The organism is Enterobacter sp. DSM 30060 (genome assembly GCF_013375955.1).
GTDB lineage: Bacteria > Pseudomonadota > Gammaproteobacteria > Enterobacterales > Enterobacteriaceae > Enterobacter > Enterobacter intestinihominis.
In genome coordinates, this window is record NZ_CP056118.1 from 2,016,320 (window position 1) to 2,039,916 (window position 23,597).

Annotated in this window: 17 protein-coding genes, 3 rRNA genes and 1 riboswitch; of the genes, 13 read left to right on the forward strand and 7 right to left on the reverse strand. The window is 56.0% G+C overall.

Annotated features, from left to right (window positions below; all coding sequences use genetic code 11):
• Nucleotide 1: 1 nt before the first annotated feature.
• The 5 genes from thiS to HWQ15_RS09635 all read right to left on the reverse strand — a co-directional run bounded on the left by thiS (nt 2) and on the right by HWQ15_RS09635 (nt 4,204).
• Nucleotides 2–202 (reverse strand): sulfur carrier protein ThiS, encoded by a 201-nt coding sequence (gene thiS / locus HWQ15_RS09615; protein ID WP_003862324.1) that lies wholly within the window; start codon nt 200–202, stop codon nt 2–4.
• Nucleotides 186–941, reverse strand: a complete 756-nt coding sequence (gene thiF, locus HWQ15_RS09620) for a thiazole biosynthesis adenylyltransferase ThiF (protein WP_063149673.1) — start codon at nt 939–941, stop codon at nt 186–188. Before thiF ends, thiS begins: the two co-directional genes overlap by 17 nt.
• Complete coding sequence (gene thiE / locus HWQ15_RS09625; protein WP_022646707.1) at nt 928–1,569, reverse strand: thiamine phosphate synthase; 642 nt, start codon at nt 1,567–1,569, stop codon at nt 928–930. Before thiE ends, thiF begins: the two co-directional genes overlap by 14 nt.
• On the reverse strand, nt 1,569–3,464 hold the full coding sequence (gene thiC / locus HWQ15_RS09630) for a phosphomethylpyrimidine synthase ThiC (RefSeq protein ID WP_023299074.1): 1,896 nt from the start codon (nt 3,462–3,464) through the stop codon (nt 1,569–1,571). The genes thiE and thiC overlap by 1 nt, the downstream gene beginning before the upstream one ends.
• Before the next feature lie 78 nt (nt 3,465–3,542).
• A riboswitch (TPP riboswitch) is annotated at nt 3,543–3,652 on the reverse strand.
• Nucleotides 3,653–3,706: 54 nt separating this feature from the next.
• A complete protein-coding gene (locus HWQ15_RS09635) occupies nt 3,707–4,204 on the reverse strand; it encodes an Rsd/AlgQ family anti-sigma factor (protein ID WP_023299075.1) in 498 nt (165 codons plus the stop codon).
• 95 nt (nt 4,205–4,299) lie between these two features.
• Here HWQ15_RS09635 and nudC point away from each other — a divergent pair, with 95 nt between their 5' ends.
• From nudC to HWQ15_RS09665, 6 genes are all read left to right on the forward strand, one after another.
• Nucleotides 4,300–5,073, forward strand: coding sequence for an NAD(+) diphosphatase (gene nudC / locus HWQ15_RS09640; protein ID WP_022646710.1), 774 nt, complete (start codon nt 4,300–4,302; stop codon nt 5,071–5,073).
• A 38-nt stretch (nt 5,074–5,111) separates the two neighbouring features.
• Nucleotides 5,112–6,176 carry a uroporphyrinogen decarboxylase gene (hemE, locus tag HWQ15_RS09645; protein WP_022646711.1) on the forward strand — a complete coding sequence of 355 codons (1,065 nt, stop codon included), beginning with the start codon at nt 5,112–5,114 and terminating at the stop codon, nt 6,174–6,176.
• Between the two features lie 9 nt (nt 6,177–6,185).
• Nucleotides 6,186–6,857 (forward strand): deoxyribonuclease V, encoded by a 672-nt coding sequence (gene nfi / locus HWQ15_RS09650; RefSeq protein ID WP_003862312.1) that lies wholly within the window; start codon nt 6,186–6,188, stop codon nt 6,855–6,857.
• A 41-nt stretch (nt 6,858–6,898) separates the two neighbouring features.
• Nucleotides 6,899–7,489 carry a YjaG family protein gene (locus tag HWQ15_RS09655; RefSeq protein ID WP_022646712.1) on the forward strand — a complete coding sequence of 197 codons (591 nt, stop codon included), beginning with the start codon at nt 6,899–6,901 and terminating at the stop codon, nt 7,487–7,489.
• A gap of 186 nt (nt 7,490–7,675) precedes the next feature.
• Nucleotides 7,676–7,948 carry a nucleoid-associated protein HU-alpha gene (gene hupA, locus HWQ15_RS09660; protein ID WP_002445246.1) on the forward strand — a complete coding sequence of 91 codons (273 nt, stop codon included), beginning with the start codon at nt 7,676–7,678 and terminating at the stop codon, nt 7,946–7,948.
• 11 nt (nt 7,949–7,959) lie between these two features.
• Nucleotides 7,960–8,652: a DUF1481 domain-containing protein gene (locus HWQ15_RS09665; protein ID WP_063149674.1), complete on the forward strand. Its 693-nt coding sequence runs from the start codon at nt 7,960–7,962 to the stop codon at nt 8,650–8,652.
• A gap of 48 nt (nt 8,653–8,700) precedes the next feature.
• On the opposite strand, the gene purD is transcribed toward HWQ15_RS09665, so the two are convergent.
• Nucleotides 8,701–9,993 (reverse strand): phosphoribosylamine--glycine ligase, encoded by a 1,293-nt coding sequence (purD, locus tag HWQ15_RS09670; protein ID WP_022646714.1) that lies wholly within the window; start codon nt 9,991–9,993, stop codon nt 8,701–8,703.
• 15 nt (nt 9,994–10,008) lie between these two features.
• Nucleotides 10,009–11,598, reverse strand: coding sequence for a bifunctional phosphoribosylaminoimidazolecarboxamide formyltransferase/IMP cyclohydrolase (gene purH, locus HWQ15_RS09675; protein ID WP_022646715.1), 1,590 nt, complete (start codon nt 11,596–11,598; stop codon nt 10,009–10,011).
• Between the two features lie 560 nt (nt 11,599–12,158).
• On the opposite strand from purH, the gene HWQ15_RS09680 reads away from it, so the two are divergent.
• The 7 genes from HWQ15_RS09680 (at nt 12,159) to aceK (ending at nt 23,137) form a co-directional block, all read left to right on the forward strand.
• Nucleotides 12,159–13,700 (forward strand): 16S ribosomal RNA (locus HWQ15_RS09680).
• A gap of 199 nt (nt 13,701–13,899) precedes the next feature.
• Nucleotides 13,900–16,804: ribosomal RNA gene (locus HWQ15_RS09685) — 23S ribosomal RNA — on the forward strand.
• Between the two features lie 71 nt (nt 16,805–16,875).
• Nucleotides 16,876–16,991 (forward strand): 5S ribosomal RNA (gene rrf, locus HWQ15_RS09690).
• The 16S, 23S and 5S rRNA genes sit together here, the layout of an rRNA operon.
• Nucleotides 16,992–17,209: 218 nt before the next feature.
• The gene (gene metA, locus HWQ15_RS09695; protein ID WP_022646716.1) at nt 17,210–18,139 is read left to right on the forward strand and encodes a homoserine O-succinyltransferase; all 930 of its coding nucleotides are present in this window, start codon (nt 17,210–17,212) and stop codon (nt 18,137–18,139) included.
• A 270-nt stretch (nt 18,140–18,409) separates the two neighbouring features.
• The gene (aceB, locus tag HWQ15_RS09700) at nt 18,410–20,011 is read left to right on the forward strand and encodes a malate synthase A (RefSeq protein ID WP_063149695.1); all 1,602 of its coding nucleotides are present in this window, start codon (nt 18,410–18,412) and stop codon (nt 20,009–20,011) included.
• 31 nt (nt 20,012–20,042) lie between these two features.
• Entirely contained in the window at nt 20,043–21,347 is a 1,305-nt protein-coding gene (gene aceA, locus HWQ15_RS09705) for an isocitrate lyase (protein ID WP_045309064.1), read from the forward strand.
• A gap of 50 nt (nt 21,348–21,397) precedes the next feature.
• A complete protein-coding gene (aceK, locus tag HWQ15_RS09710) occupies nt 21,398–23,137 on the forward strand; it encodes a bifunctional isocitrate dehydrogenase kinase/phosphatase (protein WP_063149696.1) in 1,740 nt (579 codons plus the stop codon).
• The last annotated feature ends 460 nt before the right edge of the window (nt 23,138–23,597 follow it).

The window sequence follows — 23,597 nt, forward strand, 5'->3', positions numbered from 1 at the left end:
CTCAGCCCCCAGCGATAACCTGAAACAGCAGGATCTGGTCGCCTTCATTGACCTGCTGATGTTCCCACCGCTCGCGCGGCAGGATCTGTTGATTGAGCGCCAGCGCCGTTCCCGGCTTCAGCTGGCGCAGCGTGTCGAGCAGGGCGGCAACGGTGAGATCGTCGTCGCACGTCATCGGCTCATCGTTAAACAGAATGCGCATCGCGGCCTCCGCATACCGGGCAGCGGTTGGCGCGGTTTAACGCCAGATGGCGCCAGCCGCTGGAACGGGCGTCGAACAGCCGGAGCGTGTTGCGCTCTGTTTCCATGCCGCTGAGCAACTTGATGGCTTCCAGCGCCTGAAGGGTACCCATCACGCCCACCACCGGCCCAAGAATGCCAGCCGTGCGGCAGTTACGCTCCGGTTCAGCCTCGTCCGGCCACAGGCAGCGGTAGCAGCCCTGCGTCCACGGCGGCGTAAGCACCATTATCTGCCCGCCTAAACCGACTGCGCTGGCGGTGATCAGCGGCGTGTTCTGTGCAACACAGGCCGCATTAATGGCCTGACGCGTCGCCATATTGTCCGTGCAGTCCAGCACCACGTCGGCAAGGGCAACTTCGCGTTGCAGATCTTCTCCGCTCAGCCGCGTCTGGAGCGCCACCAGTTCAATATCGGGGTTAAGCTGGTTCAGCCGCTTGCGCGTAACCTGTGCTTTAGGCTGGTTAACATCTTCTGTCGTGAAGAGGATTTGCCGTTGCAGGTTGCTGAGGTGTACCTCATCGTCATCGGCCAGTACCAGCGTTCCCACGCCCGCCCCGGCCAGATACAGCGCGGCGGGCGCGCCCAAGCCACCCAAACCGACAATCAGTACCCGGCTGGCGAGCAGCTTTTGCTGCCCGTCAATGGCGATATCCTCCAGCAGGATCTGGCGGCTGTAGCGCATAAAATCACGATCTTTCATCGCCTGCTCCTGCCAGTTGTAAGAGCCGTGCGGTGGCGGCCTGCCAGTCTGCGGCCTGGGTGATAGCGCTGACGACGGCGATACTGCCGACGCCGGTTTCCAGCACGGCGGGCGCACGTTCAAGGCTGATCCCGCCGATGGCGACGGTGGGGTAATCGGCAAGGCGCTTAACGTGGGCTGCCAGCTGAGCCAAACCCTGTGGGGCAGACGGCATCTGTTTGGTTTGCGTCGGGAAAACGTGGCCGAGGGCGATGTAGGAGGGGCGGGCCGCCAGCGCCACGTCGATCTCCATATCATCGTGGGTGGAAACGCCCAGCCGCAGACCGGCGTCACGGATTGCGTTGAGATCGGTCGTTTCCAGATCTTCCTGTCCCAGATGCACGCCGTACGCCTGGTGTTTAACCGCCAGCCGCCAGTAGTCGTTGATAAACAGGCGGGCGTGGTAGCGACGTCCCAGCGCGATAGCGGCGGCCACATCGGCCTCCACCTCTTCGTCGCGTTTATCCTTGATGCGCAGCTGGAGGGTGCGAACGCCTGCCTCCAGCAAGCGCTCTATCCACGCCACGCTGTCCACCACCGGGTAAAGCCCTAAGCGGAAGGGGACAGGTGGGAAATCGGGCTGGTACATTACGCCTCCTCCTTTTTGAGGTAGATTTCGCCGCCTTTGGCGCGGAAGGTTTCGGACATGTCTGCCATGCCGACTTCAATGGTCTGCGCGGCGGCGTAGTCGCGCACCTCCTGGCTGATTTTCATCGAGCAGAACTTCGGCCCACACATGGAGCAGAAGTGCGCGACTTTGCCCGATTCCTGCGGCAGGGTTTCGTCGTGGTAGGCGCGGGCGGTGAACGGATCCAGCGCCAGGTTGAACTGGTCTTCCCAGCGGAATTCAAAGCGCGCTTTGGACATGGCGTTGTCGCGAATTTGCGCGCCCGGATGGCCTTTCGCCAGATCCGCCGCGTGGGCGGCAATCTTGTACGTGATCAGCCCCTGCTTCACGTCCTCTTTGTTTGGCAGCCCGAGGTGCTCTTTCGGCGTCACGTAGCAGAGCATGGCGCAGCCGAACCAGCCGATCATCGCCGCGCCGATCCCGGAAGTGAAGTGGTCATAGCCCGGCGCAATATCGGTGGTCAACGGCCCCAGGGTGTAGAACGGTGCTTCGTGGCAGTGCTCCAGCTCCTCGGTCATGTTGCGGCGGATCATCTGCATCGGCACATGGCCCGGGCCTTCAATCATCACCTGCACATCGTACTCCCAGGCGATTTTGGTCAACTCGCCCAGCGTGTGCAGCTCGGCAAACTGCGCCTCGTCGTTCGCGTCACGGATGGAGCCAGGACGCAGGCCATCGCCCAGCGACAGAGAAACGTCATAAGCGGCGCAGATCTCGCAGATTTCGCGGAAGTGCTCGTAGAGGAAGTTTTCCTGATGATGGGAAAGGCACCATTTCGCCATAATCGAACCGCCGCGTGAGACGATACCGGTCAGACGCTTCGCGGTCATCGGCACGTAGCGCAGCAGTACGCCCGCGTGAATGGTGAAGTAGTCCACGCCCTGTTCCGCCTGCTCCAGCAGCGTGTCGCGGAACGCTTCCCAGGTGAGGTTTTCGGCGATACCGTTTACCTTCTCCAGCGCCTGATAAATCGGGACGGTGCCAATCGGCACCGGGCTGTTACGCAGGATCCATTCGCGGGTTTCGTGAATGTAACGGCCGGTGGAGAGGTCCATCACCGTGTCCGCGCCCCAGCGCGTCGACCAGACCAGCTTTTCCACCTCTTCTTCGATGGAAGAGGTGACGGCAGAGTTGCCGATGTTGGCGTTGACCTTCACCAGAAAGTTGCGGCCGATAATCATCGGCTCGGATTCCGGGTGGTTGATGTTGGCGGGAATAATCGCGCGCCCGGCGGCTACTTCATCACGCACGAATTCCGGCGTGATGTTCTCCGGCAGGCGAGCGCCAAACCCTTCACCCGGATGCTGGTGGCGCAGCACTTCGCTGCGAATGCGCTCGCGGCCCATGTTTTCGCGGATGGCGATGAACTCCATCTCCGGCGTGACGATACCCTGTCGCGCGTAGTGCAACTGGGTTACGCATTTGCCCGCTTTAGCGCGTTTTGGCGTCAGCAGGCCAGTAAAGCGCAGCTCGTCCAGACCGTCGTCGGCCAGGCGCGCGTTGGTGTACGCCGAGCTGCGCACGCTCAGTTCTTCGCAGTCGTTACGGGCGTCAATCCACGGCTGGCGAAGCTTTGCCAGACCCTGCTGCACGTTGATAGCAACATCAGGATCGCCGTACGGGCCGGAGGTGTCATACACCGGCACGGCTTCGTTGTCTTCAAACTGCGGGTGCTCTTTGCTGCCGCCGATAAGCGTCGGGCTGAGCTGGATTTCGCGCATCGGCACGCGGATATCGGCCTGTGAACCGGTGATGTAGATGCGCGTTGAGTTCGGGAAAGCGGTGCCTTCCAGGGTGTCGATGAAGCGTTGTGCGTGTTCGCGCTGTTCGCGGCGGGTCAGTTTTGTTGTAGACATAGCTCATTCCAGATGTGAAGGACATGGCTTGTCAGACGACGGATGAAGCAAGAGAAGATCGCCCGAAGGCGATACAACAGCAGTGTGACTCTTGTTCCCTTCGCAGGTATTAACCTGATCAGGTTCCGCGGATCCCGAATTAACGGTCTCAGCCCGTGCTTTCACACTGGGCACTCCGACAAGAAAAATCCCCCTCCGCAGAGGGGCGAATGGTTGTAAATTACTCGTTAACGATTAAGAACTCAAGCAGGGCGCGCAACGTTATCGCTGGTGCTGATAGTCAGGTTGTTGTCCAGCACGAGGGCGATGAGCTTGTCTTCCAGCGTGAATCGCTCTTCCAGTGCTTCGCCAAGGTCGGAAAGCGCCTGCTGAAACTCAAGATAGTTATCGTGATCGATAGCGTTCTCCAGCGTGGAATCGTAGTAGTCCATGATCTGCTGGGTGTTGGCTTCAAGCAACGGACAGAGTTTACTGGCCGCTAAATACGGCGTTGTCCCTTCCATTTCGCGGATAATGCGTTCATAAAGGTTGAAATGGCCGTCGGAGAGGTAGTCGACCAGGCTCTGACAAAAGTCGTCCAGCGCTTTTTCATTGAGTCGCATAAAGGATTCTTTGCCAGGCTTAAGACCAACCAGATTGTAATACGCCACAAGGAGATGCTTGCGCACATGTAGCCAGCGATCCACCAGGGTGTTACTTCCTCCAACGCGCTCAGTCAGGCTTTCCAGCTGGTTTAACATGGTCGACTCCATAAGGTTTAAAATGGGATCTGCTTATCCAAAATGTAACCACAATGCTAACAACATGTCAGTGAAGCGAAGGTAGTGCAATAGATATGGATCGTATTATTGAAAAATCAGATCTGGGTTGGTGGATCGTCAGCCACGAACAAAAATTATGGCTGCCCTCAGGAGAGTTGCCCTACGGTGCCGCGGAAACGTTCGATCTGGTGGGCCAGTCCGCGCTGAAGATCGGCGAGTGGCAGGGCGATCCCGTGTGGTTGATCCAACAGGCGCGCCGTCAGGATATGGGATCCGTACGTCAGGTGCTGGATCTGGACGTCGGCCTGTTCCAGCTGGCGGGGCGCGGCGTACAGCTGGCGGAGTTTTACCGCTCGCACAAATACTGCGGTTACTGCGGCCACACCATGCACCCGAGCAAAACCGAATGGGCGCTGCTCTGCGGCCACTGCCGTGAACGTTACTACCCGCAAATCGCACCGTGCATCATTGTCGCCATCCGCCGTGATGATTCCATCCTGCTGGCGCAGCATACCCGCCATCGCAACGGCATTCACACCGTCCTCGCCGGGTTCGTGGAAGTCGGCGAAACGCTGGAACAGGCGGTGGCGCGCGAGGTGATGGAGGAGAGCGGCATTAAGGTGAAAAACCTGCGCTATGTGACGTCGCAGCCGTGGCCGTTCCCGATGTCCCTGATGACCGCGTTTATGGCGGAATACGACAGCGGCGAGATTGTTATCGATCAGAAAGAGCTGCTGGAGGCGAACTGGTATCGCTACGACGATTTACCGCTGCTGCCCCCGCCGGGAACGGTGGCGCGTCGCCTGATAGAAGATACCGTGGCAATGTGTCGGGCCGAGTATGAGTAGTGTTACACTGACGGACTGACGCAATAAGGAACTGCAAAATGACCGAACTGAAGAACGATCGTTATCTGCGTGCGCTGCTGCGCCAGCCCGTTGATGTCACCCCGGTGTGGATGATGCGCCAGGCGGGACGCTATCTGCCAGAGTACAAAGCCACGCGTGCGCAGGCGGGCGATTTTATGTCGCTGTGCAAAAACGCCGAACTGGCCTGTGAGGTGACGCTCCAGCCGCTGCGCCGCTTCCCGCTCGATGCCGCCATTCTTTTTTCGGACATTCTTACCATTCCGGACGCGATGGGCCTTGGGCTCTATTTCGAAACCGGCGAGGGCCCGCGTTTTACCTCTCCGATCAAAAACAAAGCCGACGTTGATAAGCTGCCGATCCCCGATCCGGAAGGCGAGCTGGGCTATGTGATGAACGCCGTGCGCACCATCCGCCGCGAGCTCAAAGGCGACGTGCCGCTGATTGGCTTCTCCGGTAGTCCGTGGACGCTGGCAACCTACATGGTGGAAGGTGGCAGCAGCAAAGCCTTTACCGTCATCAAAAAGATGATGTACGCAGAGCCGCAGGCCCTGCATGCCCTGCTCGACAAGCTGGCGAAGAGCGTCACGCTCTATCTCAACGCGCAGATTAAAGCGGGCGCGCAGTCGGTGATGATTTTCGACACCTGGGGCGGCGTGCTGACCGGGCGTGATTATCAGCAGTTCTCCCTGTACTACATGCACAAAATTGTCGATGGTCTGCTGCGTGAAAACGAAGGCCGCCGCGTGCCGGTAACGCTGTTTACGAAAGGCGGCGGTCAGTGGCTGGAAGCGATGGCGGCCACCGGCTGTGATGCGCTGGGCCTCGACTGGACCACTGATATTGCCGATGCGCGTCGTCGCGTGGGGGATAAAGTGGCGCTCCAGGGCAACATGGACCCGTCCATGCTCTATGCACAGCCTGCCCGTATCGAAGAAGAAGTGTCGACTATACTGTCTGGTTTCGGCCAGGGCGAAGGCCACGTCTTCAACCTTGGTCACGGTATTCATCAGGATGTACCGCCAGAACACGCTGGCGTATTTGTGGAGGCGGTGCATCGGCTTTCTGCCCAGTATCACAAGTAAGGAGTGGTTATGGATCTCGCGTCGCTACGCGCTCAGCAAATCGAACTGGCTTCATCGGTGATCCGCGAGGATCGTCTGGATACGGACCCTCCGCGATACATTGGCGGGGCGGATGTCGGGTTTGAGCAAGGCGGTGAAGTGACGCGAGCGGCGATGGTGGTGCTGAAATACCCGTCGCTGGAGCTGGTGGAGTACAAGGTGGCGCGTATCGCCACCACCATGCCCTATATCCCCGGCTTTCTCTCCTTCCGCGAATATCCCGCGCTGCTGGCCGCGTGGGAGCAACTCTCGCAAAAACCCGATCTGCTGTTTGTGGATGGGCACGGCATCTCCCATCCGCGTCGCCTGGGCGTTGCCAGCCACTTTGGTCTGCTGGTAGACGTGCCGACCATCGGCGTGGCGAAAAAACGCCTGTGCGGCGCATTTGAGCCGCTCTCTGCCGAACCGGGCGCGCTGGCGCCGCTTATCCATAAAGGCGAGCAGCTGGCGTGGGTCTGGCGCAGTAAAGCGCGCTGCAATCCGCTGTTTATCGCAACCGGGCATCGGGTCAGCATGGACAGCGCCCTGGCGTGGGTGCAACGCTGTATGAAGGGCTACCGCTTACCTGAGCCTACCCGCTGGGCTGACGCCGTTGCCTCTTCACGTCCGGCATTCATTCGTTGGCAGGAAATTCAGCCGTGATTCAGGTAAACTGCGGCTAATTTTCGATTCGAGACATCATCATGTTACAAAACCCGATTCATCTGCGCCTTGAGAAGCTGGAAAGCTGGCAGCACGTGACGTTTATGGCTTGCCTGTGCGAGCGCATGTACCCCAACTATGCCGCGTTCTGTAAGCAAACGGAGTTTGGCGAAGGCCAGATTTATCGACGTATCCTGGATTTGATCTGGGAGACGCTGACGGTCAAAGACGCAAAGGTAAACTTCGACTCTCAGCTTGAAAAGCTGGAAGAGGCAATTCCTGCGGCGGACGATTACGACCTGTATGGCGTCTACCCGGCTATCGATGCCTGTGTGGCGTTGAGCGAGCTGATCCACTCCCGTCTGAGCGGTGAAACCCTGGAGCACGCCATTGAAGTCAGTAAGGCATCCATCACCACCGTCGCGATGCTGGAAATGACCCAGGAAGGCCGTGAAATGACCGACGAAGAGCTGCGTGCTAACCCGGCGGTTGAACAGGAATGGGATATTCAGTGGGAAATTTTCCGTCTGCTGGCGGAGTGTGAAGAACGTGATATTGAGCTGATCAAAGGGCTTCGCGCGGACCTGCGCGAGGCCGGCGAGAGCAATATTGGTATAATTTTTAACCAATGAGACAACAAAACGTGATTTAACGCCTGTTTTGTCACTCCTCGACTCTTCCCTTTCGCCCCCCGTCTGGTCTACATTTGGGGGGCGAAAAAAAGTGGCTATCGGTGCGTGTATGCAGGAGAGTGCTTTTTTGGCATTTTCGTCGCACTCGATGCTTAGCAAGCGATAAACACATTGAAAGGATAACTTATGAACAAGACTCAACTGATTGATGTAATTGCGGACAAGGCTGATCTGTCTAAAGTGCAGGCTAAAGCTGCTCTGGAATCTACCCTGGCTGCTATTACTGAGTCTCTGAAAGAAGGCGATGCTGTACAACTGGTTGGTTTCGGTACCTTCAAAGTGAACCACCGCGCTGAGCGTACTGGCCGCAACCCGCAGACCGGTAAAGAAATCAAAATCGCCGCAGCTAACGTGCCGGCATTTGTTTCTGGTAAAGCACTGAAAGACGCAGTTAAGTAAGACGCGTGGCAGTGAACAGTTTTAACGAAGGGGCGGCAACGCCCCTTTTGTCATTCTGGCGTGGACCGCTCGCGCTGGCAGGCGTACTGTTGCTGTCTGCCTGTAGTCATGATTCCTCACTCCCCCCGTTTACCGCCAGCGGCTACGCTGACAACCAGGGTGCGGTCAGGATCTGGCGCAAAGATTCCAGCGATGAAGTGCATATGCTTACCGCGTTCAGTCCGTGGCATAACGGCAATACCTCGACCGCAGAATACCGCTGGCAGGGCGATGCGCTGTCGCTCATTGAACTGAATATCTACAGTAAGACTCCCGAACACGTGAAGGTGCGTTTTGACGACCACGGCGAGCTGAGCTTTATGCAGCATGAGGTCAGTGGACTGAAACAGCAGCTTTCCAGCGATCAGGTCGCCCTCTACCGCTACCGTGCTGAACAACTTCGCCAGACCAGCGATGCGCTGCGTCAGGGCCGCGTGGTGCTGCGCCAGGGGCGCTGGCATGCCGACGGCACGGTGACCACCTGCGAAGGGCAGACAGTGAAGCCTGAGCTTGAATCCTGGGCAACCGAACACATTCAGCGTCGTCAGCGGCATTCATCTATGGAGGTGAGTGTGGCATGGCTGGAAGCGCCGGAAGGCTCTCAGCTGTTGCTGGTGGCGAACGAAGATTTCTGCACCTGGCAGCCGACAGAGAAGAGTTTCTGACGTAAATCCCCTCTCCCTTTGGGAGAGGGTTAGGGTGAGGGTGTGAAATTACTCTCCCTGCTCCCGCGCAATGGCACGATAGCCGATATCCTGGCGGCTGAAGCTGCCGTTCCAGTGAATATCCGCCATCAACGCATAGGCGCGCTTCTGCGCCTCTGCCACGGTATGACCCAGCGCGGTCGCACACAGCACGCGTCCACCATTAGTGAGCACGCGGTCATCGTCAGAGAGCTTTGTACCGGCGTGGAAAACCTTCGCACCGTCAATCTCTTCCAGCGGCAGGCCGTGGATCTCATCCCCGGTGTTGTAGCTACCCGGATAGCCACCCGCAGCAATCACCACACCTAAAGAGGCACGCTCGTCCCACTCGGAAGTTTTCTCATTCAGCTTGCCTTCGCACGCCGCCAGACACAGATCAACCAGATCGGACTTCATGCGCAGCATGATCGGCTGAGTTTCCGGATCGCCGAAGCGGCAGTTGAATTCAATCACCTTCGGGTTACCCTGCTTGTCGATCATCAGGCCTGCGTAGAGGAAACCGGTGTAGGTATTGCCTTCCGCCGCCATCCCTTTTACGGTTGGCCAGATGATGCGGTCCATGGTGCGCTGGTGTACTTCGTCAGTGACCACTGGAGCAGGGGAGTAAGCACCCATCCCGCCGGTGTTTGGACCCGTGTCGGCATTGCCTACGCGCTTGTGATCCTGGCTGGTGGCCATCGGCAGGACGTGCTCACCGTCAACCATCACGATAAAGCTCGCTTCTTCACCGTCGAGGAACTCTTCAATCACGATGCGGTGGCCCGCATCGCCAAAGGCGTTACCCGCCAGCATATCCTGCACAGCGGCTTCCGCTTCTTCAAGGGTCATCGCCACGATAACGCCTTTCCCGGCAGCCAGACCGTCGGCTTTAATCACAATCGGCGCGCCTTTTTCACGCAGGTAAGCCAGAGCAGGCTCTACCTCGGTGAAGTTCTGATATTCCGCCGTCGGGATGTTATGACGCGCGAGGAAATCTTTGGTGAAGGCTTTTGAACCTTCCAGCTGTGCGGCACCTTCCGTTGGGCCGAAAATTTTCAGGCCCGCGGCGCGGAAGGCATCTACAACGCCGATCACCAGCGGCGCTTCCGGGCCCACAATCGTCAGATCGATATTCTCGTTCCGGGCAAAGCTCAGCAGCGCCGGGATATCGGTTACGCCGATGGCGACGTTCTGTAGCGCGGGCTCCAGTGCGGTACCGGCGTTACCCGGTGCCACAAAGACGGTTTCAACCTGCGGAGACTGCGCTGCTTTCCACGCCAGGGCGTGCTCGCGCCCGCCATTACCAATCACTAATACTTTCATTTTCTGCTCCGGAAATTAATGGCGGAAGTGGCGCATGTCGGTAAAGATCATTGCGATGCCGTGTTCGTCGGCAGCGGCAATCACTTCGTCATCACGGATTGAACCGCCAGGCTGGATCACACAGGTGATGCCCACAGCAGCGGCCGCATCAATACCGTCGCGGAACGGGAAGAAGGCGTCAGAAGCCATGGCGGAACCTTTGACTTCCAGACCTTCGTCACCTGCTTTAATACCCGCGATTTTCGCAGAGTAAACGCGGCTCATCTGGCCTGCGCCTATCCCGATGGTCATGTTCTCTTTGGCGTAAACAATGGCGTTAGACTTCACGAACTTCGCCACTTTCCAGCAGAACAGCGCGTCGCGCAGCTCCTGTTCGGTCGGCTGACGTTTGGTCACCACGCGCAGGTCGGCTTCTGTCACCATACCCAAATCGCGATCCTGAACCAGCAGACCGCCGTTCACGCGCTTGAAGTCCAGGCCCGGCACGCGTTCCGCCCACTGACCGCAAACCAGCACGCGCACGTTCTGTTTCGCCGCGGTGATTTTCAGCGCTTCTTCGGATGCGGATGGCGCGATGATCACTTCGACAAACTGACGGGAGATGATGGCCTGCGCGGTTTCCGCATCCAGCTCGCGGTTGAAGGCGATAATGCCGCCGAACGCGGAGGTCGGGTCGGTTTTGTAGGCGCGATCGTAGGCATCCATAATGGAGGTGCTTACTGCGACGCCGCATGGGTTGGCGTGCTTGACGATAACGCAGGCCGGCTCGCTGAACTCTTTCACGCATTCCAGCGCGGCGTCGGTATCAGCAATGTTGTTATAAGAGAGGGCTTTGCCCTGTACCTGCTGAGCAGTCGCAACAGAGGCTTCTTTCACCTCTTCTTCTATATAGAAGGCTGCCTGCTGGTGGCTGTTCTCGCCGTAGCGCATATCCTGCTTCTTAATGAAGTTCAGGTTCAGGGTGCGCGGGAAGCGACCAGATGGATCTTTGCTTTCACCGTGGTAGGCAGGAACCAGGCTACCGAAGTAGTTGGCGATCATGCTGTCGTACGCGGCGGTGTGTTCGAAGGCTTTGATGGCGAGGTCGAAACGCGTATCAAGCGTCAGGGACCCTTCGTTGGCGTCCATCTCATTAATAATGGCGCTGTAGTCGCTGCTCTTCACTACGATGGCCACATCTTTATGGTTCTTGGCTGCGGAGCGCACCATGGTCGGGCCGCCGATATCAATGTTCTCTACGGCATCTTCCAGAGAACAGCCTTCGCGGGCGACGGTCTGGGCGAAGGGATAGAGGTTAACGACAACCATGTCGATGGGGGCAATATTGTGCTGCTCCATAATGCCGTCGTCCTGACCGCGACGACCCAGAATGCCGCCGTGCACTTTCGGGTGCAGGGTTTTGACGCGTCCATCCATCATTTCCGGGAAACCGGTGTAGTCGGACACTTCGGTTACCGGCAGACCTTTCTCTGCTAACAGGCGAGCGGTACCGCCTGTAGAAAGCAGCTCCACACCGCGTGCGGAAAGTGCCTGAGCGAATTCGATGATACCGGCTTTATCAGAAACACTGAGCAGAGCGCGGCGGACTGGACGACGTTGTTGCATGGTAAATCCCCTGGATTTCACGATTACAGAGAGCGTTAGATGAATTTTCCAGCGAAAAACTCATCTAACACACCTGACGAGGCCTCCTTGTTAAGCGCGAGCATTTTAACGAAAACGTTTGCGCAACGCTCGCATATTTTCACTTTTTCGAAGCGCTGTGGATAACTCTGTGCGTAAAAGGGTATAAGGCGGGGTTTTGCTGGGGAATGCAGCAGTCAGTCATTTTTCTGTCATTTAGCGGTTGCGGCCTGCGGAGAACTCCCTATAATGCGCCTCCATCGACACGGCGGATGTGAATCACTTCACAGACTACCCGGTCGGTTGAAGAGAAAAAATCCTGAAATAACGGGTTGACTCTGAAAGAGGAAAGCGTAATATACGCCACCTCGCGACAGAGCGCTGAAGCGCGTCGCAACTGCTCTTTAACAATTTATCAGACAATCTGTGTGGGCACTCAAAGTGACATGGATTCTTAACGTCCTCGGACGAAAAATGAATACCAAGTCTCTGAGTGAACATACGTAATTCATTACGAAGTTTAATTCACGAGCATCAAACTTAAATTGAAGAGTTTGATCATGGCTCAGATTGAACGCTGGCGGCAGGCCTAACACATGCAAGTCGAACGGTAACAGGAAGCAGCTTGCTGCTTCGCTGACGAGTGGCGGACGGGTGAGTAATGTCTGGGAAACTGCCTGATGGAGGGGGATAACTACTGGAAACGGTAGCTAATACCGCATAACGTCGCAAGACCAAAGAGGGGGACCTTCGGGCCTCTTGCCATCGGATGTGCCCAGATGGGATTAGCTAGTAGGTGGGGTAACGGCTCACCTAGGCGACGATCCCTAGCTGGTCTGAGAGGATGACCAGCCACACTGGAACTGAGACACGGTCCAGACTCCTACGGGAGGCAGCAGTGGGGAATATTGCACAATGGGCGCAAGCCTGATGCAGCCATGCCGCGTGTATGAAGAAGGCCTTCGGGTTGTAAAGTACTTTCAGCGGGGAGGAAGGCGACAGGGTTAATAACCCTGTCGATTGACGTTACCCGCAGAAGAAGCACCGGCTAACTCCGTGCCAGCAGCCGCGGTAATACGGAGGGTGCAAGCGTTAATCGGAATTACTGGGCGTAAAGCGCACGCAGGCGGTCTGTCAAGTCGGATGTGAAATCCCCGGGCTCAACCTGGGAACTGCATTCGAAACTGGCAGGCTAGAGTCTTGTAGAGGGGGGTAGAATTCCAGGTGTAGCGGTGAAATGCGTAGAGATCTGGAGGAATACCGGTGGCGAAGGCGGCCCCCTGGACAAAGACTGACGCTCAGGTGCGAAAGCGTGGGGAGCAAACAGGATTAGATACCCTGGTAGTCCACGCCGTAAACGATGTCGACTTGGAGGTTGTGCCCTTGAGGCGTGGCTTCCGGAGCTAACGCGTTAAGTCGACCGCCTGGGGAGTACGGCCGCAAGGTTAAAACTCAAATGAATTGACGGGGGCCCGCACAAGCGGTGGAGCATGTGGTTTAATTCGATGCAACGCGAAGAACCTTACCTACTCTTGACATCCAGAGAACTTAGCAGAGATGCTTTGGTGCCTTCGGGAACTCTGAGACAGGTGCTGCATGGCTGTCGTCAGCTCGTGTTGTGAAATGTTGGGTTAAGTCCCGCAACGAGCGCAACCCTTATCCTTTGTTGCCAGCGGTTAGGCCGGGAACTCAAAGGAGACTGCCAGTGATAAACTGGAGGAAGGTGGGGATGACGTCAAGTCATCATGGCCCTTACGAGTAGGGCTACACACGTGCTACAATGGCGCATACAAAGAGAAGCGACCTCGCGAGAGCAAGCGGACCTCATAAAGTGCGTCGTAGTCCGGATTGGAGTCTGCAACTCGACTCCATGAAGTCGGAATCGCTAGTAATCGTGGATCAGAATGCCACGGTGAATACGTTCCCGGGCCTTGTACACACCGCCCGTCACACCATGGGAGTGGGTTGCAAAAGAAGTAGGTAGCTTAACCTTCGGGAGGGCGCTTACCACTTTGTGATTCATGACTGGGGTGAAGTCGTAACAAGGTAACCGTAGGGGAACCTGCGGTTGGATCACCTCCTTACCTTAAAGAACCTGCCTTTGTAGTGCTCACACAGATTGTCTGATGAATGATGAACTTCTGAATGTACTTTTGAGTGCATTAAGAAGTTTTGCTCTTTAAAAATCTGGATCAAGCTGAAAATTGAAACGACACATCTTTAATGGTGTGTTCGAGTCTCTCAAATTTTCGCAATCAGAAGTGAAACATCTTCGGGTTGTGAGGTTAAGCGACTAAGCGTACACGGTGGATGCCCTGGCAGTCAGAGGCGATGAAGGACGTGCTAATCTGCGAAAAGCGCCGGCGAGGTGATATGAACCTTTGACCCGGCGATGTCCGAATGGGGAAACCCAGTGCAATCCGTTGCACTATCGTTAACTGAATACATAGGTTAACGAGGCGAACCGGGGGAACTGAAACATCTAAGTACCCCGAGGAAAAGAAATCAACCGAGATTCCCCCAGTAGCGGCGAGCGAACGGGGAGCAGCCCGGAGTCTGAATCAGCTTGTGTGTTAGTGGAACGGTCTGGAAAGTCCGACGGTACAGGGTGATAGTCCCGTACACGAAAGCACACATGCTGTGAACTCGAAGAGTAGGGCGGGACACGTGGTATCCTGTCTGAATATGGGGGGACCATCCTCCAAGGCTAAATACTCCTGACTGACCGATAGTGAACCAGTACCGTGAGGGAAAGGCGAAAAGAACCCCGGCGAGGGGAGTGAAAAAGAACCTGAAACCGTGTACGTACAAGCAGTGGAAGCCTCTTTATGGGGTGACTGCGTACCTTTTGTATAATGGGTCAGCGACTTATATTCTGTAGCAAGGTTAACCGTATAGGGGAGCCGAAGGGAAACCGAGTCTTAACTGGGCGTTAAGTTGCAGGGTATAGACCCGAAACCCGGTGATCTAGCCATGGGCAGGTTGAAGGTTGGGTAACACTAACTGGAGGACCGAACCGACTAATGTTGAAAAATTAGCGGATGACCTGTGGCTGGGGGTGAAAGGCCAATCAAACCGGGAGATAGCTGGTTCTCCCCGAAAGCTATTTAGGTAGCGCCTCGTGAACTCATCTTCGGGGGTAGAGCACTGTTTCGGCTAGGGGGCCATCCCGGCTTACCAACCCGATGCAAACTACGAATACCGAAGAATGTTATCACGGGAGACACACGGCGGGTGCTAACGTCCGTCGTGAAGAGGGAAACAACCCAGACCGCCAGCTAAGGTCCCAAAGTCATGGTTAAGTGGGAAACGATGTGGGAAGGCACAGACAGCCAGGATGTTGGCTTAGAAGCAGCCATCATTTAAAGAAAGCGTAATAGCTCACTGGTCGAGTCGGCCTGCGCGGAAGATGTAACGGGGCTAAACCATGCACCGAAGCTGCGGCAGCGACACTATGTGTTGTTGGGTAGGGGAGCGTTCTGTAAGCCGTTGAAGGTGTCCTGTGAGGGGTGCTGGAGGTATCAGAAGTGCGAATGCTGACATAAGTAACGATAAAGCGGGTGAAAAGCCCGCTCGCCGGAAGACCAAGGGTTCCTGTCCAACGTTAATCGGGGCAGGGTGAGTCGACCCCTAAGGCGAGGCCGAAAGGCGTAGTCGATGGGAAACAGGTTAATATTCCTGTACTTGGTGTTACTGCGAAGGGGGGACGGAGAAGGCTATGTCAGCCGGGCGACGGTTGTCCCGGTTTAAGCATGTAGGCGGAGGTTCCAGGTAAATCCGGTACCTTATTAACGCTGAGGTGTGATGACGAGGCACTACGGTGCTGAAGTGATAAATGCCCTGCTTCCAGGAAAAGCCTCTAAGCATCAGGTAACACGAAATCGTACCCCAAACCGACACAGGTGGTCAGGTAGAGAATACCAAGGCGCTTGAGAGAACTCGGGTGAAGGAACTAGGCAAAATGGTGCCGTAACTTCGGGAGAAGGCACGCTGATAGGTAGGTGAAGTCCCTGCGGACGGAGCTGAAATCAGTCGAAGATACCAGCTGGCTGCAACTGTTTATTAAAAACACAGCACTGTGCAAACACGAAAGTGGACGTATACGGTGTGACGCCTGCCCGGTGCCGGAAGGTTAATTGATGGGGTTAGCGGCAACGCGAAGCTCTTGATCGAAGCCCCGGTAAACGGCGGCCGTAACTATAACGGTCCTAAGGTAGCGAAATTCCTTGTCGGGTAAGTTCCGACCTGCACGAATGGCGTAATGATGGCCAGGCTGTCTCCACCCGAGACTCAGTGAAATTGAACTCGCTGTGAAGATGCAGTGTACCCGCGGCAAGACGGAAAGACCCCGTGAACCTTTACTATAGCTTGACACTGAACACTGGTCCTTGATGTGTAGGATAGGTGGGAGGCTTTGAAGCGTGGACGCCAGTCTGCGTGGAGCCAACCTTGAAATACCACCCTTTAATGGCTGGTGTTCTAACGTAGACCCGTAATCCGGGTTGCGGACAGTGTCTGGTGGGTAGTTTGACTGGGGCGGTCTCCTCCCAAAGAGTAACGGAGGAGCACGAAGGTTGGCTAATCCTGGTCGGACATCAGGAGGTTAGTGCAATGGCATAAGCCAGCTTGACTGCGAGCGTGACGGCGCGAGCAGGTGCGAAAGCAGGTCATAGTGATCCGGTGGTTCTGAATGGAAGGGCCATCGCTCAACGGATAAAAGGTACTCCGGGGATAACAGGCTGATACCGCCCAAGAGTTCATATCGACGGCGGTGTTTGGCACCTCGATGTCGGCTCATCACATCCTGGGGCTGAAGTAGGTCCCAAGGGTATGGCTGTTCGCCATTTAAAGTGGTACGCGAGCTGGGTTTAGAACGTCGTGAGACAGTTCGGTCCCTATCTGCCGTGGGCGCTGGAGAATTGAGGGGGGCTGCTCCTAGTACGAGAGGACCGGAGTGGACGCATCACTGGTGTTCGGGTTGTCATGCCAATGGCACTGCCCGGTAGCTAAATGCGGAAAAGATAAGTGCTGAAAGCATCTAAGCACGAAACTTGCCCCGAGATGAGTTCTCCCTGAGACTTTAAGTCTCCTGAAGGAACGTTGAAGACGACGACGTTGATAGGTCGGGTGTGTAAGCGCAGCGATGCGTTGAGCTAACCGATACTAATGAACCGTGAGGCTTAACCTTACAACGCCGAAGCTGTTTTGGCGAAGAGAGACAGACACGATTTTCAGCCTGATACAGATTAACAGAATTTGCCTGGCGGCTTTAGCGCGGTGGTCCCACCTGATCCCATGCCGAACTCAGAAGTGAAACGCCGTAGCGCCGATGGTAGTGTGGGGTCTCCCCATGTGAGAGTAGGGAACTGCCAGGCATCAAACAGAAAGAACCCCGTACCGGAAGGTGCGGGGTTTTTTGCTTTGTGCGTTCTGAAAAGTCGGGTGGTGGCCCCACCTTACCCACCCTACATGCTTTCCCTCCTTGAAACTTTCTCACCTTTCGCTTGCAGACTCGACATTAAGCCCGTTTCTGGGTATCGTTAGCTGTCTGGATGTCTAAACGTTTATACGTATGTTGTGAGGATTTAAGGTTATGCCGATTCGGGTGCAGGACGAGCTACCAGCCGTCAATTTCTTGCGTGAAGAGAATGTCTTCGTCATGACGGCTTCGCGTGCGACAGGTCAGGAAATTCGCCCGCTGAAGGTGCTTATTCTCAATCTGATGCCAAAAAAGATCGAAACGGAGAACCAGTTCCTGCGTTTGCTCTCCAACTCTCCGCTTCAGGTTGATATCCAGCTGCTGCGCATTGACGCCCGTGAGTCACGCAACACGCCTGCTGAGCATCTGAATAACTTCTACTGTAATTTTGAAGATATTCGCGATGAGAATTTCGATGGACTGATCGTCACCGGCGCACCGCTGGGTCTGGTGGAATTTAATGACGTTGCCTACTGGCCACAAATCAGGCAGGTGCTGGAGTGGGCAAAAGATCACGTCACGTCCACCTTATTTGTCTGTTGGGCGGTACAGGCCGCGCTGAATATCCTCTATGGCATTCCCAAGCAAACCCGCAGCGACAAACTTTCTGGCGTATACGAACACCACATTCTTCACCCGCATGCGCTGCTGACGCGTGGTTTCGATGACACTTTCCTGGCTCCGCATTCTCGCTACGCCGATTTTCCGGCACAGCTGATCCGCGATTACACCGACCTGGAAATCCTGGCCGAAACGGAAGACGGCGATGCCTACCTGTTCGCCAGTAAAGACAAACGCATCGCGTTCGTTACCGGCCATCCTGAGTACGATCCGCATACCCTCGCGTCAGAGTATTTTCGTGACGTTGAAGCGGGTCTGAATCCGGATGTCCCGTACAACTATTTCCCGAAAAACGATCCGCAAAACACGCCTCGGGCAACCTGGCGTAGTCACGGAAATCTGCTGTTCACTAACTGGCTCAACTATTACGTCTACCAGATTACGCCGTACGATCTGCGCCACATGAATCCGACGCTGGAGTAATCGTCTGCATTAAACGATCCTAAAGCGTTTCAGCTATTCAGATCAGGCACCTTAGGGTGCCTTTTTTATTTCCGAAAACCAACTCAACATCGTGAAAAATTTTAATCCCATATTAATCATACAGTTGTGATTGGATATGAATTAAAATGGAAATTGTTTTTGATTTTGGAAAAATTATAGATAGTCTTAATTCTGCTGAGCGAAAACTAAACAACGATCTTTCGCTCGCATCGGGGGCGTGATTTTGGATCTTTGATGAGGAGCAGAACGATGACTCAACAGGCAACAACGGTCGATGAACTGACCTTTACCCAGCCGAATGGTGAGCAAGAACAGCAAGTTTTGACGGCAGAAGCGGTAGAGTTTCTGACTGAACTGGTGACTCGCTTTACGCCACAGCGTAATAAACTGCTGGCGACACGCATTCATCAACAGCAGGAGATCGATAACGGCAAGTTGCCAGGGTTTATTTCGGAAACCGCTTCCATTCGTCATGGTGAATGGAAAATTCGCGGAATCCCTGAAGATTTACAGGATCGTCGCGTAGAGATCACCGGCCCGGTAGAGCGCAAAATGGTGATTAACGCCATGAATGCCAACGTCAAAGTATTTATGGCGGACTTCGAAGATTCCCTCGCGCCGGACTGGCAGAAATTTATCGACGGGCAGATCAACCTGCGCGACGCCGTCAACGGCACCATCAGCTATACCAACGAAGCCGGTAAAATTTACCAGCTCAAACCGAATCCGGCGGTGCTGATCTGCCGCGTACGCGGTCTGCATTTGCCTGAAAAACACGTCACCTGGCGCGGAGAAGCCATTCCGGGCAGCCTGTTCGACTTTGCGCTGTACTTCTTCCACAACCATAAGAACCTGCTGGCGAAAGGCAGCGGCCCCTATTTCTATCTGCCGAAAACCCAGTCCTGGCAGGAAGCGGCGTGGTGGAGTGAAGTCTTCAGCTACGCAGAAGACCGTTTCAGCCTGCCGCGCGGCACCATTAAGGCTACGCTGCTGATTGAAACCCTGCCAGCCGTATTCCAGATGCATGAGATCCTCCATGCGTTGCGTGACCATATTGTGGGCCTGAACTGCGGCCGCTGGGATTACATCTTCAGCTACATCAAAACCCTGAAAAACCATGCCGACCGGGTATTGCCGGATCGTCAGGTTGTCACCATGGATAAACCCTTCCTCAGCGCCTACTCGCGCCTGCTGATTAAGACCTGCCACAAACGCGGCGCCTTTGCGATGGGCGGTATGGCGGCCTTTATCCCGAGCAAAGATGCTGAGCGTAACAACCAGGTGCTCAACAAGGTGAAAGCCGATAAAGAGCTGGAAGCCCGTAACGGCCACGACGGGACGTGGATTGCCCACCCCGGTCTGGCCGACACGGCGATGGAGGTCTTCAACCGCGTACTCGGCGACAACAAAAACCAGCTGTTTGTCACCCGTGAAGACGATGCGCCAATCGCAGAAGAACAGTTGCTTGCGCCGTGTGCGGGCGAGCGTACGGAAGAGGGCATGCGCGCCAATATTCGCGTCGCCGTGCAGTACATCGAGGCATGGATCTCCGGCAACGGCTGCGTGCCGATCTACGGCCTGATGGAAGATGCCGCCACGGCGGAAATTTCACGTACCTCCATCTGGCAGTGGATCCATCATCAAAAAACGCTCAGCAACGGCAAACCGGTCACCAAAGCCCTGTTCCGTCAGATGCTGGCCGAAGAGATGCGGGTCATCCAGGACGAACTGGGCGAGCACCGCTTCAGCAGCGGGCGTTTTAATGACGCTGCGCGCCTGATGGAGCAAATCACCACCTCTGATGACTTAATCGACTTCCTGACCCTGCCGGGCTACCGCTTCCTGGCGTAATTCACCACATAACAATATGGAGCATCTGCACATGAAAACCCGTACCCAACAGATCGAAGAGTTACAAAAAGAGTGGACCCAACCGCGCTGGGAAGGCATTCGCCGTCCGTACAGCGCAGAGGAAGTGGTGAAGTTACGCGGCTCGGTTAACCCGGAGTGTACGCTGGCGCAGAACGGCGCGGCGAAAATGTGGGATCTGCTGCACGGGGGGTCTAAAAAAGGTTATATCAACAGCCTCGGCGCACTGACTGGCGGTCAGGCATTGCAGCAGGCGAAGGCCGGCATTGAAGCTATCTATCTTTCCGGCTGGCAGGTCGCGGCGGATGCTAACCTGGCCTCCAGCATGTATCCGGATCAATCTCTTTATCCGGCGAACTCGGTGCCGTCAGTGGTAGATCGGATCAACAATACCTTCCGCCGTGCGGATCAGATCCAGTGGGCGGCGGGCATTGAGCCCCACGATCCGCGCTTTACTGATTATTTCCTGCCGATCGTCGCCGATGCGGAAGCCGGTTTCGGCGGCGTGCTGAACGCCTTTGAGCTGATGAAATCGATGATTGAGGCCGGTGCAGCGGCCGTACACTTTGAAGATCAGCTGGCGTCGGTGAAGAAGTGTGGGCATATGGGCGGGAAAGTGCTGGTGCCAACTCAGGAAGCGATCCAGAAGCTGGTTGCCGCGCGTCTGGCTGCTGACGTGCTCGGCGTGCCGACGCTGGTCATTGCCCGTACCGATGCGGACGCAGCGGACCTGATCACCTCTGACTGCGACCCGTACGACAGCGAATTCATCACCGGCGAACGCACAAGCGAAGGGTTCTATCGCACGCATGCCGGTATTGAACAGGCGATCAGCCGCGGCCTGGCGTATGCCCCTTACGCCGACCTGGTCTGGTGTGAAACATCCACGCCGGATCTGGCGCTGGCGAAGCGCTTTGCCGATGCGATTCATGCGAGATATCCGGGCAAGCTGCTGGCCTATAACTGTTCGCCGTCCTTCAACTGGCAAAAAAATCTGGACGACACGACCATCGCCAGCTTCCAGCAGCAGCTGTCGGATATGGGCTACAAGTACCAGTTCATCACCCTGGCGGGTATCCACAGCATGTGGTTCAACATGTTCGACCTGGCGCATGCCTACGCACAGGGCGAAGGCATGAAGCACTATGTTGAGAAGGTACAGCAGCCAGAATTTGCGGCGGGCAAAGAGGGTTACACCTTCGTTTCGCACCAGCAGGAGGTGGGAACCGGCTATTTCGATAATGTGACCACGATTATTCAGGGCGGGACTTCCTCCGTCACGGCATTAACGGGCTCAACGGAAGAAGCACAGTTCTGATCTTTCCCCCTCTCCCCCCTCGGGGAGAGGGTTGGGGTGAGGGGGAATATATGTCGCGTGGTCTGGAATTACTGATAGCCCAAACTATTTTGCAGGGCTTCGATGCCCAGTATGGCCGCTTTCTGGAAGTTACCTCTGGCGCGCAACAGCGTTTTGAGCACGCCGACTGGCATGCGGTTCAGCAGGCCATGAAGCAGCGTATCCATCTTTATGATCACCATGTAGGTCTGGTGGTGGAACAACTGCGCTGTATCACCGACGGTAAAACCCCGGATGCGGAATTTTTACTGCGCGTGAAAGAGCATTACACCCATCTGTTACCCGACTACCCGCGCTTCGAGATTGCGGAGAGCTTTTTTAACTCCGTCTATTGCCGGTTATTTGACCACCGCTCATTATCTCCTGAGCGGTTATTTATCTTCAGCTCCCAGCCCGAGCGACGCTTCCGAACCATTCCGCGTCCGCTGGCGAAAGATTTCTTTCCCGATCGCGGCTGGGAAAAGCTCCTGCACCGCGTCTTAACGGATTTGCCGCTGCGCCTGCCGTGGCAGAATAAACCCCGGGATATCGGCTATATCCACGCGTATCTCAGTGAAACCTTCGGTGAGGCGGTGCTCAGCCGCAGCCATTTGCAGGTTGCCAACGAGCTTTTCTACCGCAATAAGGCCGCCTGGCTGGTGGGCAAACTGGTTACGCCGACAGCCATCGTGCCGTTTCTGCTGCCCATTCACCGTACCGACGACGGCGAACTGTTTGTCGATACCTGCCTGACTACCAGCGCTGAGGCGAGTATCGTATTTGGCTTCGCCCGCTCCTATTTCATGGTCTACGCCCCGCTGCCCGCCGCCCTGGTGGAGTGGCTGCGCGAGATCCTGCCGGGCAAAACCACCGCCGAGCTGTATATGGCGATTGGCTGTCAGAAGCATGCCAAAACGGAGAGTTATCGGGAATACCTGCGTTATGTCACCACGGCTGATGAGCAGTTTATCGAAGCGCCGGGTATCCGCGGCATGGTGATGCTGGTCTTCACGCTGCCGGGCTTTGATCGGGTGTTTAAGGTGATTAAGGATAAATTCGCCCCGCAGAAAGAGATGCCCGCAGCCCACGTCCGTGCCTGCTATCAGCTGGTAAAAGAGCACGATCGCGTCGGGCGAATGGCCGATACCCAGGAGTTTGAAAACTTTGTGCTGGATAAGCAGCAGATCGATCCGGCGCTAATGACGCTGCTCATGCAGGAAGCGCCGACGAAAATTACCGATCTTGGCGATAAGATTGCGATCAGTCATCTCTACATTGAGCGCCGTATGGTGCCGCTAAATATCTGGCTGGAACAGTCAGAGGGCCAGGCTTTACGTGATGCCATCGAAGAGTACGGCAACGCCATCCGCCAGCTCGCCGCTGCCAATATTTTCCCCGGGGATATGCTGTTTAAAAACTTCGGCGTCACCCGTCACGGGCGGGTGGTGTTCTACGATTACGATGAAATTTGCTACATGACCGAGGTAAATTTTCGCGATATCCCGCCGCCGCGCTACCCGGAAGATGAACTGTCCAGCGAGCCGTGGTACAGCGTCTCGCCGGGCGATGTGTTTCCGGAGGAGTTTCGCCACTGGCTGTGTGCGGACCCACGCATCGGGCCGTTATTTGAAGAGATGCATGCCGATCTGTTCCGCGCCAGCTACTGGCGCGGGCTGCAAACGCGGATTAAAAACGGGCACGTGGAAGATGTCTACGCTTACCGCCGCAAGCAGCGGTTTTGCATCCGCTTTTCTCCCTCTCCCGCAGGGTAAGGGCATCATGTTTTCTCCCTCTCCCTGTGGGCTGAGGGATCCCCAGTAATTTTTTTATGCAGAAGCAATAAAGTTGCTTTCTAAATGACTGAGGGCTGTCAGCGATGCCCTGGTCCGGCTGTAAATCGCTGAGGCGTTTGCCTTCCGGCCGGGGCGAGGCGCAGGGATGCGCCGAGAGGGCGGCTTTACAGGGACGTTGCCTCCGCCCGTACCCGATAAGCCGGAAGGAATAAGCCGAGGGCACCGCGAAGCGGCGATTTACCGCCGGGAGCCCGGGTCGGCAGGGTGGTGGCGACTGAGCCACCCTGGCACGTTCACCGGTCATGTCGTTACAGAGTAGCAAGGAACATAAAGTGAACGGAATGACCACCACCGCCGTATGTTCCCCTCACCCTAACCCTCTCCCCGGAGGGGCGAGGGGATTGCTCAGTGCTCGCATTAATTTGTGGGGAACCCTCAG